We start from the raw sequence: 15,193 nt of genomic DNA on the forward strand, positions 1-15,193 counted from the left end.
AAATATAGGGGTTTATTTTGTGCTAAGGTAAAAAAATCTGTTAAACCACATAAATTTTAGCTTCGATTTTAAAAATCGGGTAAATAACTAAAACACAAAATTGAAGCAAATATTATGCTTAATAATAAAACGGCTTAGTAATGAGTTTATATCTTTGCAGCTTTTAATAAAATACCGGCTTGATGCTACGTTATAAATACTTTTTTGCTATCGTTCTTTCTGTGTTGATTTCGGCGCGTACGCTTGCCCAGGCTGTTGTTGCAACAGATTCTCTCCGCCCGCTGCCCAAGCGCGAGTTTAGAGGTGTGTGGATAGCCACGGTGTCTAATTTGGATTGGCCGCAGAATGCGCGCGGTACGGCAGAGAGCCAGCAGCGCGATCTGGTAAACCAGCTAAACGCGCACCAGCAGGCCGGCATCAATGCCATTATGTTTCAGGTGAGGCCTGCTGCCGATGCCTTTTACGCCAAAAGCCGCGAGCCCTGGTCTAAATACCTCACCGGCAAGCAGGGCGAAACCCCCGATTACGACCCCTTGCAATTTGCGATAACCGAGGCCCATAAACGCAGTATGGAGCTGCATGCCTGGTTTAACCCCTACCGTGCTACTTTCGATAATAAATTTTACGCCCTGGCGCCAGACCACATCACCCGTACCAAACCCGAGTGGTTTTTTACCTACGAAGGCATAAAGCTTTTTAACCCCGGCTTGCCCGAGGTGCGCGAATATATTGTGCAGGTGGTGCTTGATGTAGTGAAAAACTACGATGTAGATGGCATACATATGGACGACTACTTTTATCCATACCCCGCGAAAGGGCAGGTGATAAACGATGCCGAGGCATACGCCGAGTACGGCCAGGATTTCGACAACGTAAAAGATTGGCGCCGCGATAATGTGGATAAGCTGATACAGATGCTGGGCGATAGCATACACAAATATAAGCCCACTATGAAATTTGGCATAAGCCCATTTGGCATATGGGCCAACAAAAGCCAGCACCCGGATGGTTCTGAAACGGCAGGCGGCTCATCATACATAGAAAACTACGCCGATACCCGCAAATGGATGCAGGAAGGCTGGATAGATTATATAAACCCGCAACTGTACTGGCATATAGGCTACCGCCTGGCGGCATTCGAAAAACTGCTGGATTGGTGGAGCAATAACACTTACAACCGCCATTTGTACATAGGCCAGGCTCCCTACCGCTTTTACGAGCCGCGCAGCCTTGCCTACAAAAACCCATCCGAGATACCTAACCAAATTAGGCTCATCCGCGCCAACCCACGGGTGCAGGGTAGCGTTTTCTTCCGCTCCTTGTCTATCACCAATAATGCCAATCACCTTACCGATAGCCTACGGACCGATTTTTACCGCTACCCGGCCCTGCCGCCGCCAATGCTTTGGCTGGATTCGGTACCGCCGAATACGCCTCAGGCTTTTACAGCACGACTGGAACGTAAAAGTGCCGTTTTACGATGGAGCGCGCCCCTGGTTGCTGCCGATAATGAGCCCGTTTATGGGTACGTTATCTATCGTTTCCAGGTGAATGAGAAATTCGACCTGGGCGACCCGCGCAACATCCTGCATATACAGTACAATACCGACACCGTTTACCAAGACAACACCGTGCAGCCCGGAAAGACTTATTTTTATGTAGTAACCGCTATAGACAGGCTGAAGAACGAAAGCGAACGAACGGCCCCAATGGCTGTTACGGTACCGGCATCTGTACTTTAAAGGCTGATGAGCTGCTTATCGGCTAATTGCTGCAGGTAAATATCCAGCTGGCTGTCGCCCATGCCGTATATCTTTTCATCATGCCAGAAGGATTGGTAGATGGCCGGTTTGCTGCGGATGCCATCATTGTAAATAGCCAGTAGTTTACGGTGGATATAGTTTAGCCCTTCGGCATCAAATTGCAGCCTTTTCAGGTGTGCCTGCATAGCCGCTTCAAGGTTGGGCATATTGCCCCAAAAGGTGGTTTCGGTAAGCCAGGCTTGCAGTTTAGCGGCATCACCGGCCACATACAGCGCCCAGGCTTCGGCGGCAAGGGCAAAATCGTATTCGCTTAGCTGTACGCGGATGTTATCGTACAGGTAATCCAGTTGTTCGCCGTTCAATTCTCCCATACCACTGAAGCTTTCTATACCGGGGAAGTCAGCGGGGCTTATCAGGTACACTTCAGGAGCCGACAAGTTGGTTTGCTGGTTAAGCAGCATCATGGCTGCCAGCAGGTTTACCTGGCAATGCAAATCGAATTCGAACCACAGGTTTATTTCTTCGTAAGGCCGGCTCAACATTTCCAGCGGTACCACCATGCTATCGTGATAGCCCGCCGGCGTTTCGCCGAAAGTTTCGCTTATCCAACCGGCCCGCTGTTGCCAAAATGCCGCCGAAGCAACATTGGCCATAACCGGCCCTTCGGATAGCACCTCGCGCCATATCATCACATCGCCGGCTATATCCGCCTGCTCAAAACCGGATAAAGTGGCATCGCCATTGAGGATATGAAGGGTTTGCTGCATGCTATCAAAAGTACATTTTATCGCCTTTTGTTTCGCCGGGCATTATATCTTTTCGGCCAGCAGGTCCTCCGTCAGTTGCTCAAACTCGCTGATGAATTCGGTATAATAGTGCCCGGTGCCCGGCCCGCTGAAGCCGGTGTGTATCTTGCGTACGTCGCCGCTTTTATCAATGATGATGGTTGTAGGGAAGCCCACAACTTTGGTAAGCATGGGCAGGCTTTTGGCAGTTTCGTCTTTATTGCTGGTATAGCCGGTAATCAATAATGGGTAGGGGATATTGAAGCGGTCTTTTACCTGCGCTACCGTTTTTTGCGATTTGGCAAAATCGGTAGTGCGCTCGTAGGCCAGGCCCACAACCTCAACGCCTTTTTTATGGAATTTTTTATAGTAATTTACCATGTAGGCGGTCTCGTCCATACAATTGGGGCACCAGGAACCCATTATCTGGATGATGACCACTTTGTTCTTAAAGCGTTCGTCATCCAATGAAACGGTTTTACCGGTAATGTCCTTAAAGCTAAAGGCCAGTTTTTTATAGCCTGGTTTTAAGGCCGCCAGCGAGTACGCATCCGGCAGTTTGGCGTTCTCGTTGCGCACTGCGGTCCAAACGTCCTTTCCGGTCAGGCCCGAAAAGAATTTGCCTTCACTCAAAGTTTTATCGTCGTTTATTTTTGAGATGAACAAAAAGGCGTGCCCGCCATCGAAGCAGCTTAGGTAAAGCTGATTGCCGACAACGGAGCCTTCCAAAAAGCGGTAATCGCCGGTAGTGGTTAAAAAGGTGCCGGTTACTTTGCTGCCGCTTTGTTTGAACTCGGCAACCGTGGTATCCTGATCGGCACCCTCGCCAAATATCGCCGACCAGCGGCCGCTTACGTCAAAGGCCGGTTTTTCGCCATCCTTAAAAAAACGGTAAGGGGTTGCAGCCATGGCGGTAAATTCCATAGCGGCATCGCGCACGCCCAGGTGTTTGATGAATTGCCCGCTAAGCGTTTGGCCGGTTTGTTTAAGCCGGAACTCCGAATCGAACAAAGGCATCTTGATGAATACAGAATCGCCAAGGCCGGTTACGTTAGGTACCTGCAAATGCTCGGTGCTATTGATGACAGCCAGTTTCTGCTTGCCGCTGCCGCTAACCTCAAAGTTGAAGGGTATTTCGTTGCCGCTCGCGGTTTTTAGCGCACCCCGCCATACGCCGGTAGCCAGTTTAGTTTGTGCCGAAGCTATATTAGATAGCGAAGCAATAACTGCCGCGCCAAAAAGGATTTTCTTTATCATGGATAAAATAGTCTACTAATTTAATATACTTTTTCAAAAGTAATAAAAGAAGGCTACTATTTCAAAACTTCGCGGGAAATGACAATCCGTTGAATTTCGGATGTCCCCTCGTAAATCTGCGTTATCTTGGCATCGCGCATCAGGCGTTCTACATGGTATTCTTTTACAAAACCGTAACCGCCGTGTATCTGCACGGCCTCTACAGTAGTGCGCATAGCGGTTTCTGAAGCGAATAGCTTGGCCATAGATGCTGCCTGCGCGTATGGCAGGTGGTTATCCTTTAACCATGCCGCGCGATAGCAAAGCAGGCGGGCTGCTTCTATCTCGGTAGCCATATCGGCCAGTTTGAATTGGATGGCCTGTAAATCGGCCAGGGTTTTACCGAATGCCTTGCGGTCTTTGGCGTATTGTACTGATAATTCGTAAGCCCCTGCTGCTATGCCCAGTGCCTGCGATGCGATGCCTATGCGCCCGCCTTCCAGCGTGGCCATGGCAAACTTAAAGCCGAAACCCTCTTCGCCGATGCGGTTCTCCTTGGGTACCTTAACATCGGTAAACATCAACGAGTGCGTATCAGAGCCGCGGATGCCCATCTTATTTTCTTTGGGCCCCACGGTGAAGCCCTCCATTCCTTTTTCTACGATAAGCGCGTTAATGCCCCGGTGCTTTTTAGAGGCATCAGTTTGGGCCATAACAAGGTAGGTAGATGCCGTGCTACCGTTAGTTATCCAGTTTTTGGTGCCGTTGAGCAGATAATGATCGCCCATATCTATGGCCGTGGTATGCTGTGAGGTAGCATCGGAGCCGGCCTCGGGTTCGCTCAGGCAAAAGGCACCAATCACTTGCCCCTGCGCCAGCGGTATCAAATATTTTTGTTTCTGTTCCTCGTTGCCATATTTCTCCAAACCATAGCACACCAACGAATTATTGACGGATACCACTACCGATGCCGAAGCGTCAACCTTTGATAGTTCCTCCATCACAATGCTGTAGGATATGGCATCCATGCCACTGCCGCCATACTCGGGTGATACCATCATGCCTAAAAATCCGAGCTCGCCCAGCTTCTTTACCTGCTCGGCCGGAAATTTCTGGTGCTCGTCGCGCTCTATTACGCCGGGTTTTAGCTCGGTCTGCGCAAAATCGCGCGCGGCCTGGCGTATCATCAATTGTTCTTCGGTAAGTTCAAACTGCATGGGTGTGTTTTGGTGAGCCTAAATTAAAGTATTATGCAAGCATAGCAAAATTATAGGCACAAAAAAAGAGAGCCTTTTGGAAGCTCCCTTTTCCCCTAATTAATTTAAACTATTGATTAAACCCAAAAAAAAGAACAAATCATCTCAACTTGGGCTACTGAGAATTCAATTAAGCCTGAACATCTGAAAACGTTTTTGCATAGGTAGATGCTTTTATGTTTTTTATAGGATGATGCAGGGCTGTTTGGTTTACAACAAAATTAAAGCCATGTTTTTTGCCGGCTAGAGGCCGATGTTTAAACATAAATATTGTTTTTGTCGAATTGCCAAATTGTGAATTTGACACAATAAAACAGCTTAATTGCTGATAATTAAGTGCTTAGTAAATGAAATAAACAGAGATGCAGTTTTTGGCCTCGCAAAACCCTTACAACTTTTGTGTTTAAATTGATTTAAGATAAATTTTTCGGTTATTCTTCTATTGCTATTAAAATGAAATAATGTTAACTATGTATAGTTATCTGCAATTGATTTTCTGTTTTTACATACACCCCCTGTATTTTTTTACATACACCATCTAAAATATGATCAAAAAAACAAACACCCGCGCTATGGCCCTTTTTGCCATTGCCGCATCACTTTTGGGCGCCTGCAAAAACGGCAGCGGCGACCAGGCAAAACTTTATGCCGAAAACGACCGCGTTTTCAAGAACATAGATACCACCGCCAAACCCGGCGACGACTTCTTTTTATACGCTAACGGCAGGTGGGTAAAAGAAAACCCCATACCGGGAGCATATTCAAGCTGGGGTATAGGCAACGTGGTGCAAAACGACTTACGCGATAAGCTGAAAAAAATAAATGAAGATGCCCTGAAAGCCAATGCCGAAAAAGGCAGCAACACGCAAAAAATTGGTGATTTCTATTTCAGCGGTATGGACACCGTGAATATTGAGAAGCAAGGCTTAGCTCCTTTAAAGGAAGAATTGGCACAGATAGATAAAATAAGCGATACCAAAGCTCTCGTTGCCGAGTTTGCGCACCTGGCAACTATTGGCGTGCCTACCCCAATCAGCACTTATGTAGGCCAGGACGATAAAAACAGCAGCAAAATGATGCTGCAATTATACCAGGGTGGCATTGGCCTGCCCAACCGCGATTACTATTTCAACACCGACAAGCATAGTGTTGATATCCGTACCGATTACCAGCAGAAACATTTACCCATAGTTTACAAGCTCATAGGCCTGGATGCCGCTGCCGCCAAAGCCGCTGCTGATAAAACTTACGAGTTGGAGAAATTCCTGGCATCAAACTCCCGCAAGCTGGAGGATCTGCGCGACCCTTACAAGAACTATAACAAAATGGCGGTTGAAGGCTTGAGCAAACTGGCTCCCGCTATTGACTGGAAAAGCACTTTCGAGCAAATGGACTATAAAAAGGTGGATACCGTTATAGTTGGCCAGCCGGAATATTATAAAGCGGTAAACGAAGCGCTAAGCAAATTTACCCTTGCCGATTGGAAGAACTACCTGAAGAAAAATCTGGTGGGCGATGCCAGCCCTTACCTCAGCAAAGCCTTTGATGACGAGAACTTTCGCTTTTTTGGCATGGCATTATATGGCCGCAAAGAGCAACTGCCACGTTGGAAACGCGTGATAGATACCGAGAATGGCCTGATGGGCGAAGTACTGGGACAAATTTTTGTGAAAGAATACTTCCCCGAAAAAACAAAGGAACGTTATGTAAAACTGGTGGAAGATATGCGTGCCACTTTTAAAGAGCACATTGAAAAGCTGGACTGGATGAGCGCGGCCACCAAAGAAAAGGCTTTTGATAAACTGGCTAAGGTAATGCCCAAAGTGGGCTACCCCGACCATTGGAAAGATTACAGCAGCTTAACTATAGACCGCAGTTCGTATGCGCAAAACGTAATGCGTGCCAGTGTTTTCCTGCATCATTTAAATGCTGATAAACTGGGCAAACCGGTGGACCGTACCGAGTGGGGTATGACACCGCAAACCTACAACGCTTACTACAATCCCTCAAACAATGAAATTGTATTGCCGGCCGCTATTTTTATGATACCCGGCGCGCTGGATGAGAATATAGATGATGCCGTGGTTTACGGCTACGCAGCAGCATCTACCATCGGCCACGAAATTACCCACGGTTTTGACGACCAGGGCCGCCAGTACGATGCACAGGGAAACCTAAAAGCATGGTGGACGCCACAGGATTCGGCAAAATTTACACAACGTGCCGAGATGTTGGTGAAGCAGTTCAGCGGCTATAAAATTGGCGACAGATACGTAAACGGCAAAGCTACCCTCGGCGAAAACATTGCCGATTTGGGCGGTATCGTTATTGGTTTGGATGCGTTCAAAAAAACACAGCAATATAAAGATGGCAAAACCATCAACGGCCTTACGCCGCTGCAACGCTACTTTTTAGGCTATGCCCTGGGCTGGCTAGGGCACGACAGGCCCGAATCGTTGTTGAGCCAGCTCATGTCTGACGTGCACTCGCCGGGCTTTATGCGCGTGAATGGTCCCTTTACGGATGTGGATGAATTTTACGAAGCCTTCGGCATTAAAAAAGGCGACAAAATGTGGCTGGATCCGGCCAAAAGGGTGAAAATTTGGTAGCGGTTTTTTTACCACGAAGTACACAAAGATAAAAGCACAAAGAGCACTAAGATTTTTTCTTGGTGCTCTTTGTGTTATAGCCCTTGTAAAAGCTTTGTGCCCTTTGTGGTAAAACAGCCAACATATAATTAGCTTTTTTATATTTACAGCATGCACGCATCAAGCTTGTCCGTAGGCCAGCAACTGATTCAGGAAATAAGGAACACTACTTTGTTAGAATGGGTAGGTGCAGTTACGGGCGCTGCATGCGTTTACCTGGCAGCCAAGCAAAGCATCTGGAACTGGGGCGTAGCTATCATCAGCGTGCTGGCCTATACTGTCGTTTTTTACAAAAACCAGTTATACGGCGATGCAGTACTGCAGATGTACTTTTTGAGCACCAGCGTTTATGGTTGGTACTTCTGGCTCAAAAAGATTGAAAAAAACGAAAAGCCTATCACCAGCCTCACTACCAAAGAGCTGGCATTAACCGCCCTTGCAACAATGGCACTTGCCCTTGCGCTTGGCGTTGTATTGGATAAATTCACCCCTACCAACGTACCTTATATCGATGGTTTTTGCACAGCGGTAAGTTTTGTTGCACAATTATTGATGACACGCAAAGTGCTGCAAAACTGGGCGCTATGGGTATTTGTTGATGCCTGTTACGTGCCACTTTATATATATAAAAGCCTTTATCTTACAGCTTTGCTATATGTGGTGCTGTTTGTTATCGCGTACAAAGGGTATATCGATTGGAATAAGCAATATAAAAATCCCCCCATTTCCCTGAAGGGGGAGCAGAATTTAGAATAGCTAATGGAAAAATCCGAGATCGAACATCCAACATCCGATATCATAAAAATAGCCGTGGTGGGCCCCGAATCTACGGGGAAATCTACCATGTCGAAGTTTTTGGCGCAGCACTACAAAACCGCCTGGGTGCCCGAGTTTGCCCGCGGCTATTGCGAAAAACTTACCGCGCCGCCTACCTGGCAGGATGAGATAAATATGTTTGAAGGACAGCTGGCGCTGGAGGCAGAAATACTGCCGCAGGCCAACAAGCTGCTCATCTGCGATACCACGTTCATCACCGTAAAAATCTGGAGCGATTATTCTTTCGGCAAATCGCCGCAGGTGGTGCTTGATGAATTGCCCAAACATCCTTACGACCTGTACTTGCTGCTAGCGATAGATCTGCCCTGGGAAGACGATCCCCTGCGCGATTTCCCGCACATGCGCGAGCATTTTATGGATGTATGGTACAAGGAACTTACAGAACTGCATGCCAATTACGTTTTGATAACAGGCACAGGAGAAGACAGGTATGATAGCGCTGTTGAGGCTATAGATACTTACCTTGCAAACACGACCAGACACGATTAAAGGATTGATGGATTTGGCAGGATTGTTTGCCGAACTCTTTACGCTACCCGCCTACGCTTATAATTTTAATCCTGCTTAATCTTTCAATCCTTAAATCCTGTCCATTCGCCAAAGTCGTGTGTAACGAATAAAATTCCGCTTTATTTTATCGTGTTAATCAAAAAATCGATAAATCGTGTGTTTTTTTGTACCAGCATGCAACGTTGCAAAATAGCCTGCGTCATTTAACTTGAAACCTCACAAAATTAATTGGAAGCTGTATTTGTAGATAAGCATTATCAACTGGTAGTTGAGTGTAAGCAGGGAAGCAAGAAAGCCTGTTTCGAGTTGTACAAACTATATTCTAAAGCGATGCTGAACATTGCCTTTAGGATAGTGGGCAACATTGGCGAGGCCGAAGACGTGCTGCAGGAAGCTTTTACAGATGCCTTTAACCGGCTGAAAGATTTTAGGCAGGAGACCACCTTCGGGCTTTGGCTAAAACAGATCGTGGTGCACCGCTCTATAAACCTGCTGCGCAAGCGCAAGCTGGAACTGGTAGAGATAGAAGACGGCCACCTGGATAACGTAGCCGACGAAGAGCCCTGGAACGACGACGATGTACAATATAAGGTGGCACAGGTAAAGGATGCCATGAAAGAGTTGCCCGATGGCTACCGGGTGGTATTATCGCTCTACTTATTAGAGGGGTATGATCACGAAGAAATTGGCCAGGTATTAGGCATCACAGAAAACACCTCGAGGACGCAGTTCCTGAGGGCAAAAAGGAAATTGAACGAGATACTAATTAGGAAAGGAATAACAAAATGAGCAAGCGTTTGGAAGATTTTATCGGCGATAACAGGGAAGAATTTGATGACCTGGTACCCCGCGCCGGTATATGGGACAACATCTCAAAAGAACTGGATGCCTGGGAGGCTGAGCAACTGCCAAAAAAGCGGGAAGCCAAAACATTCTCCCTTGGCTTCGTGCTAAGGGTAGCCGCCATGATAATAGTGGTTATGGGTATAGGTTTCGGTGTATATGTGCAAAGCCAAAAAAACAACAACGGCCAAACCGCCGAGGTGGACCTAAAGAGCATTAACCCAACCTATGCCAAACAGCAGGCACAATACGCATCGCTGATAGAAACCAGGAAAATAGAGCTAAAGCAGGTAGCCAAATTCGATCCGCAGCTTTACAACGAGTTTAGCAACGAACTGGCCAAAATGCAGGCCAACTATAAAAAACTAAGTACAGATTTAGCCACCAGCCCTAACCAGGAACGTGTTTTACGTGCAATGATCCGGAACTTGCAGGTACAATCGGAGGTGCTTAATCAGCAATTGAGTGTGATAGAACAATTTAACCAAAGCAAAAAGCAACAACAGAATGGAACTAAAGATATTTAACAGCCGGATGTTTGCATTAATTGCAGGCATTGCCTTAAGCACAGTAGCTTTTGCGCAGTCAACATCGGCTATGCCGCAAACCGCTACGCCGCAAACCGAACAGCTGGACGACAAGGGCTTCCAAAAACAGATGGCCGACCTGCAAAAGCAGATGAGCAAACTGCAGAAACAAATGACCAAACTGCGTATGGATAAAGGCCAGCAGAAACTGGCCATGGCCTCTAAAAAATTCAACAAACAGTTCAAGATGAAGTTTAAAAACTTCGGCAAAGACTTCAAAGAATTCGGGAAGGATTTTGGGAAAGATTTCGGCAAGAATTTCTCAGGTAGTTTTATGGGCATGGTGCCCGATTCGGGCAGCTTCAGTAACATGAGCTTTAGTACCGATAGCAGCGGATACAGCAGCACGGTGAACAACGGCGATCAGGTTGAAAAGATAAAAAACTACAGCAAAACCTACAGCGTAGATGCCAACGACGTTTTGCAGATAAACAACAGCTTCGGCAAAATTACCGTGAACACCTGGGCCAAAAACGAGTTTAAGGTAGATGTGCAGATGAAATTCGGCTCGGATGATGCAGATGCGGTAAACGACATGATAAACGGATCGAGCATCGAGGATAGCAAGGTGGGCTCTATGGTGTCGTTCCGCACAAAATTGTACGATAATGGTGGTAACCGCAGCAGCAGGCACCAAAGCATCGAGATAAACTATACCGTTTACATGCCGGCCGGCAACTCTATCGATATCGATAACAAGTTTGGTGCGGTTATCCTGCCGGATCTTTCGGGCAAGGTGTTTGCAAAAGTATCTTACGGCAGCTTAGTTGCCGGGCAACTATCAAACGCTCAAAACGAGATTGACCTGCGGTTTGGAGATGGAAACTCTTCTGTTAGCTCTTTTAATAGCGGAAAGATCAGCGTGTCGTTTACCAAGTTAAAATTGGGGGCTGCAAACAATGTAGATGCCAAGATCAAATTTGGAGGCATCAGTATTGATAGGCTTAAAGGATCGGCAGATGTAACCGCTAAATACGGCGACGGTTTCAGGATAGGTACTATTGATAAAACCGTTAAAAGCATTAACGTAGATGCGCAGTTCACCAAAATAAGCTTCGATTTTAAACAGCTGGAAAACTTTAACTTTGATGTAACTACCAAATTCGGAAGCTTCAACTACGATGACGACAGGGTAAAGGTAACCTCAAAATCTCCATCTGATGAGGACAGGGGCTGGTCATCAACCAAAAGCTACAAAGGCTACGTTGGCAGCAACGGTTCATCAAACAAAATCGTCATCAACGCAAGTTATACCGGGGTAAGCTTTAATTAACAGCCCTTTTAAATACGCAAAACGCCCTGCCCGCTTTATTGCCGGCAGGGCGTTTTCCGTTGGAATTTCCTGGAAAACCACAGCTAATCCGATGCGATTTATTAGAAAAAGCTGGAAATTTTTGCGACCTCAAAAGCACCGTATTTAGGCAAAAACAGACATTCCATGCAAATTTGGCCCTTTGATGCCTGCAAAGAAAAAGCCATAAAAAAGCATTAAAAACTCCGAAAAACGAAGAAAAACACAGATTTTTTAAGGCGTTTTAGCAAATTTAAGCCAGCGTCGAGGGGGAAAACCGGCATGTATGTTTTCCCGGGGCCTGCCCGATTTCACTCGGTTTTGTCCAACATTTCTATAAAATAAAACTGGACAAAAATTATAAGGAGTTAAATATTCTTCCCGTCTATTATCTTAAAGAAATCTTCGCGGTAGGTGTCGCCAACGGGTATTACCTTGTCGCCAATGAAGATGCGGCTGCGTTCTATGCTATCTATTTTGTTTAGTGCAACGATGTATGATTTATGTACGCGCATAAAATGGCGTTCGGGCAGGGCATCTTCCATTTTTTTCATGCCTTGTAGCGTAATAATGCGCTCGGCTGGGGTGAAGATGGATATATAATCCTTAAGCCCCTCAATGAATAAAATATCGTGGAGGTACACCTTCTGTATTTTATGCTCGGTTTTCACGAAGATGAAATCGCTCATGAAGTCGTCCTGTTTGGTGGGTTCGGGTGCTGCGGCGGGCTTTGCAGCAGGGGCAATCACCGTTTGCGCCTTCTGTACCGATTTAAAGAACCTGTCGAAAGCGATGGGCTTCAGCAGGTAATCAATTACATCGAGTTCGTACCCTTCCAGCGCGTATTGCGGGTAGGCAGTGCACAGTATTACCTTTGTTTTGCCGTTGGATATTTTGAGGAATTGTATGCCGGTAAGCTCGGGCATCTGCACATCCAAAAAAACCAGGTCAATGCCGCCATCCTGCACCATGGTTAGGGCCTCTATAGGGTTGGTAGTGGCCTTTATCAATTTCAGGAAAGGTATTTTGGAGATATAATCTTCCAGTATATGGAGGGCCAGGGGCTCATCGTCAACTACAAGGCATCTGATCATGGTTATAAAACTAAGGATAATTGTACAGTGTAGGTGTCTGCTTCGTCGCGTATTTCTAAATTATATTTATCGGGGTACAGCAAATCCAACCGCCGCTTTACGTTGATAAGGCCAATGCCGCCCGATGCGTCGCGGTTATGCGAGTGCTTCTTGTTCTGCACAAAGAAATACAGGTGGCTGTCGCTCAGGTTTATTTTCAGTACGATGGGCGATGCCGGGTCGTTTGCTACCCCATGCTTAAAGGCGTTTTCTATAAAAGAGATGAGCAGCAGCGGCACGATGTGCTGGTTGGTGACCTCGCCATGCACCTCGTAATTAATGAAGGCCTTATTGCCGAAACGTATCTTCTGCAGGTCGATATAGTTTTGCAGATATTGCAGTTCTTTGCTTAACTCCACCTTGTTATCGTTGCACTCGTAAAGCATGTACCGCATAATCTCGGATAGCTTAAGGATGGCCTCGGGCGTGGTATCTGATTTCTGGTAGGCCAGCGAATAAATGCTGTTGAGCGAGTTGAACAGGAAATGCGGGTTTATCTGCGATTTAAGAAAGGATAGCTCGGCGCTGAGGCGCTGGTTCTCCAGGTCGCGCTGGATACGCTCGTTCAGGAACCAGTCTACTGAAAACCGGAATACCGTGCTGAGGAATATAAAGATGATGCTGGCGAACACAGTGCTCTCGAAGTACTGCCAAAAGCTTATCTCCTTTTTCATGCGAACCAGAATGATGGGCTTAAACAGCAATGCCAACCCATACTTGGCAACACCGAAAACAATAACCGCCACTATAACGGTGACCACGAATTGCCAATACTTCTTTTTATCTAAAAAGCGGGGGATAAAATCGAGGTAATTGAGATAGAATAATCCGATGTTGACCCCGCCGAAGATTACGAAAATCACGAATAAGTTATACAGCGTGCTTTTGCCGCCGCTATACACCACAAACATGAAGAACGAGATCACACTCACCCAAAAAAACGCATGCCAGAATATTTGCCAGTTCTTTTTCATGCCATATAAACAGTTTCCACTGTGCCTAAAGTAGCATTTTGATGCCAAATACGCCCGCGGATTACAACCTACAGGGCATTTTTTCGACGAACGGGCATTTATGACCGATGAACGGGCCGCAGGCCGTAAAATGGCGTTCATCTACAATTTGGGCCTGTTGGTCTAATTGATTTTAGCAGGCAAGTTGTTTAGTATTCCTTTGTACTATCAAAACAATCACGACAATGAAAAAGTTAGTTTCAAATTCAAACCCATTCATCTTATTATTAGCACCAGTGCTTTTTGCCATAGTAATGGGGGTTAGCTACCAGTTTGAACAAAAAACACAAGAATTTACAGCTGCGCATGCATCTGCCGCACAAGCCAAATCGCTTTTCGTAAAAGGCGTAAGCTTAGTAAAAACAGTTGTTTCTGTAAGCAAAGAGAACGTATGGTAATTCGTACCGAGGGGTTATCGTTCAGCTTTGGCAGCCAGCAGGTTGTCAAAGCGTTATCGTTACAAGTTCCGGAAGGAAGTATATACGGATTTTTAGGCCCAAACGGCGCCGGGAAGACCACCACCATAAAAATGCTGCTTAATCTGTTAAAGACAGACGAAGGCAGCATTTTTGTTTTCGAGAAAGAGCTGCAAACCAACCGCATAGCCATATTATCAGAAATTGGCTCGCTGATAGAGCAGCCCGCTATATACGCTCACATGACCGGCCGCGAAAACCTGCTTAACCGCGCCATGCTGCTGGGCGTTGGCGATGCCCGGGTAGATGAGATGCTGGCCCTGGTAAAGTTAAGCAACGCCGCCGGAAAAAAGGCTGGGCAGTATTCGCTTGGGATGAAACAACGCCTGGGCATTGCGTTGGCACTATTAAGTAACCCCAAGCTTTTGATACTGGATGAGCCCACCAATGGTCTCGACCCGAACGGTATCATCGAAATACGCGAATTGCTGGTGCGTTTAACGCGCGAACACAAAACAACCGTATTCATCAGCAGCCACCTGCTGGCCGAGATAGAGAAGATGGCCACGCACGTAGGCATCATCAACAATGGCGAACTGCTTTTCCAGGGAGATATCAAGGATTTGGAAGCCATAAGCCAGCCCATGATTTACATTGAAACTGATAACGTGGTTGATGCTGCAAACCTGCTGAAACGCAACCGTTACGAGGTAGCAAACGTGAACAACGATAGCCTCACCGTACCATTTATATCTAAACAGCAAATGGGTACCGTAAACGGGCTACTTAACCAAAACGGCATCACGGTTTTTGCCATCAACAAACAACATAAAGACCTGGAGAACCTGTTCCTGTCTATAACCAAAAGCAATTAA

The 15,193-nt window shown here is 46.4% G+C and carries 14 protein-coding genes; 9 read left to right on the plus strand and 5 right to left on the minus strand.

The window, feature by feature from the left end:
* Positions 1-182: 182 nt before the first annotated feature.
* A complete protein-coding gene (locus AC1DYT_RS13380) occupies positions 183-1,742 on the plus strand; it encodes a glycoside hydrolase family 10-like protein (protein WP_477470096.1) in 1,560 nt (519 codons plus the stop codon).
* Here the strand turns inward: AC1DYT_RS13380 and AC1DYT_RS13385 are convergent.
* The 3 genes from AC1DYT_RS13385 to AC1DYT_RS13395 are packed head-to-tail and all read right to left on the minus strand — an operon-like array spanning position 1,739 to position 5,001.
* Complete coding sequence (locus AC1DYT_RS13385; RefSeq protein WP_477470097.1) at positions 1,739-2,530, minus strand: hypothetical protein; 792 nt, start codon at positions 2,528-2,530, stop codon at positions 1,739-1,741. The genes AC1DYT_RS13380 and AC1DYT_RS13385 overlap by 4 nt on opposite strands.
* Before the next feature lie 42 nt (positions 2,531-2,572).
* Positions 2,573-3,805 (minus strand): peroxiredoxin family protein, encoded by a 1,233-nt coding sequence (locus tag AC1DYT_RS13390; protein ID WP_477470098.1) that lies wholly within the window; start codon positions 3,803-3,805, stop codon positions 2,573-2,575.
* Between the two features lie 56 nt (positions 3,806-3,861).
* Entirely contained in the window at positions 3,862-5,001 is a 1,140-nt protein-coding gene (locus AC1DYT_RS13395) for an acyl-CoA dehydrogenase (protein WP_477470099.1), read from the minus strand.
* 584 nt (positions 5,002-5,585) lie between these two features.
* On the opposite strand from AC1DYT_RS13395, the gene AC1DYT_RS13400 reads away from it, so the two are divergent.
* The 6 genes from AC1DYT_RS13400 to AC1DYT_RS13425 all read left to right on the plus strand — a co-directional run bounded on the left by AC1DYT_RS13400 (position 5,586) and on the right by AC1DYT_RS13425 (position 11,738).
* On the plus strand, positions 5,586-7,649 hold the full coding sequence (locus AC1DYT_RS13400) for a M13 family metallopeptidase (RefSeq protein ID WP_477470100.1): 2,064 nt from the start codon (positions 5,586-5,588) through the stop codon (positions 7,647-7,649).
* Positions 7,650-7,799: 150 nt separating this feature from the next.
* A complete protein-coding gene (gene pnuC, locus AC1DYT_RS13405; RefSeq protein ID WP_477470101.1) occupies positions 7,800-8,444 on the plus strand; it encodes a nicotinamide riboside transporter PnuC in 645 nt (214 codons plus the stop codon).
* Between the two features lie 3 nt (positions 8,445-8,447).
* Positions 8,448-9,014, plus strand: a complete 567-nt coding sequence (locus tag AC1DYT_RS13410; RefSeq protein WP_477470102.1) for an AAA family ATPase — start codon at positions 8,448-8,450, stop codon at positions 9,012-9,014.
* Positions 9,015-9,263: 249 nt separating this feature from the next.
* Positions 9,264-9,824, plus strand: a complete 561-nt coding sequence (locus tag AC1DYT_RS13415; RefSeq protein WP_477457895.1) for an RNA polymerase sigma factor — start codon at positions 9,264-9,266, stop codon at positions 9,822-9,824.
* Complete coding sequence (locus AC1DYT_RS13420; RefSeq protein WP_477470103.1) at positions 9,821-10,405, plus strand: hypothetical protein; 585 nt, start codon at positions 9,821-9,823, stop codon at positions 10,403-10,405. The genes AC1DYT_RS13415 and AC1DYT_RS13420 overlap by 4 nt, the downstream gene beginning before the upstream one ends.
* Positions 10,386-11,738 (plus strand): hypothetical protein, encoded by a 1,353-nt coding sequence (locus AC1DYT_RS13425; protein ID WP_477470104.1) that lies wholly within the window; start codon positions 10,386-10,388, stop codon positions 11,736-11,738. The genes AC1DYT_RS13420 and AC1DYT_RS13425 overlap by 20 nt, the downstream gene beginning before the upstream one ends.
* 386 nt (positions 11,739-12,124) lie before the next feature.
* Here AC1DYT_RS13425 and AC1DYT_RS13430 read toward each other — a convergent pair whose 3' ends face one another.
* Both AC1DYT_RS13430 and AC1DYT_RS13435 read right to left on the minus strand, forming a co-directional pair.
* Complete coding sequence (locus AC1DYT_RS13430; RefSeq protein WP_477457898.1) at positions 12,125-12,850, minus strand: LytR/AlgR family response regulator transcription factor; 726 nt, start codon at positions 12,848-12,850, stop codon at positions 12,125-12,127.
* A 2-nt stretch (positions 12,851-12,852) separates the two neighbouring features.
* On the minus strand, positions 12,853-13,863 hold the full coding sequence (locus AC1DYT_RS13435) for a sensor histidine kinase (protein WP_477470105.1): 1,011 nt from the start codon (positions 13,861-13,863) through the stop codon (positions 12,853-12,855).
* A 224-nt stretch (positions 13,864-14,087) separates the two neighbouring features.
* Between AC1DYT_RS13435 and AC1DYT_RS13440 the strand changes: the two genes are divergently transcribed.
* Entirely contained in the window at positions 14,088-14,300 is a 213-nt protein-coding gene (locus AC1DYT_RS13440) for a hypothetical protein (RefSeq protein WP_133226299.1), read from the plus strand.
* Positions 14,294-15,193 (plus strand): ABC transporter ATP-binding protein, encoded by a 900-nt coding sequence (locus AC1DYT_RS13445; RefSeq protein ID WP_477470106.1) that lies wholly within the window; start codon positions 14,294-14,296, stop codon positions 15,191-15,193. Before AC1DYT_RS13440 ends, AC1DYT_RS13445 begins: the two co-directional genes overlap by 7 nt.

The organism is Mucilaginibacter sp. P1_D10 (assembly GCF_056406215.1).

What these genes read in the sequence shown, in the direction of transcription:
- AC1DYT_RS13380 (WP_477470096.1), top strand. Translation starts at nt 183, where the DNA reads ATGCTACGTTATAAATACTTTTTTGCTATCGTTCTTTCTGTGTTGATT.
- pnuC (WP_477470101.1), top strand. Translation starts at nt 7,800, where the DNA reads ATGCACGCATCAAGCTTGTCCGTAGGCCAGCAACTGATTCAGGAAATA.
- AC1DYT_RS13390 (WP_477470098.1), bottom strand. Translation starts at nt 3,805, where the DNA reads ATGATAAAGAAAATCCTTTTTGGCGCGGCAGTTATTGCTTCGCTATCT.
- AC1DYT_RS13400 (WP_477470100.1), top strand. Translation starts at nt 5,586, where the DNA reads ATGATCAAAAAAACAAACACCCGCGCTATGGCCCTTTTTGCCATTGCC.
- AC1DYT_RS13420 (WP_477470103.1), top strand. Translation starts at nt 9,821, where the DNA reads ATGAGCAAGCGTTTGGAAGATTTTATCGGCGATAACAGGGAAGAATTT.
- AC1DYT_RS13410 (WP_477470102.1), top strand. Translation starts at nt 8,448, where the DNA reads ATGGAAAAATCCGAGATCGAACATCCAACATCCGATATCATAAAAATA.
- AC1DYT_RS13430 (WP_477457898.1), bottom strand. Translation starts at nt 12,850, where the DNA reads ATGATCAGATGCCTTGTAGTTGACGATGAGCCCCTGGCCCTCCATATA.
- AC1DYT_RS13395 (WP_477470099.1), bottom strand. Translation starts at nt 5,001, where the DNA reads ATGCAGTTTGAACTTACCGAAGAACAATTGATGATACGCCAGGCCGCG.
- AC1DYT_RS13435 (WP_477470105.1), bottom strand. Translation starts at nt 13,863, where the DNA reads ATGAAAAAGAACTGGCAAATATTCTGGCATGCGTTTTTTTGGGTGAGT.
- AC1DYT_RS13440 (WP_133226299.1), top strand. Translation starts at nt 14,088, where the DNA reads ATGAAAAAGTTAGTTTCAAATTCAAACCCATTCATCTTATTATTAGCA.
- AC1DYT_RS13445 (WP_477470106.1), top strand. Translation starts at nt 14,294, where the DNA reads ATGGTAATTCGTACCGAGGGGTTATCGTTCAGCTTTGGCAGCCAGCAG.
- AC1DYT_RS13385 (WP_477470097.1), bottom strand. Translation starts at nt 2,530, where the DNA reads ATGCAGCAAACCCTTCATATCCTCAATGGCGATGCCACTTTATCCGGT.
- AC1DYT_RS13425 (WP_477470104.1), top strand. Translation starts at nt 10,386, where the DNA reads ATGGAACTAAAGATATTTAACAGCCGGATGTTTGCATTAATTGCAGGC.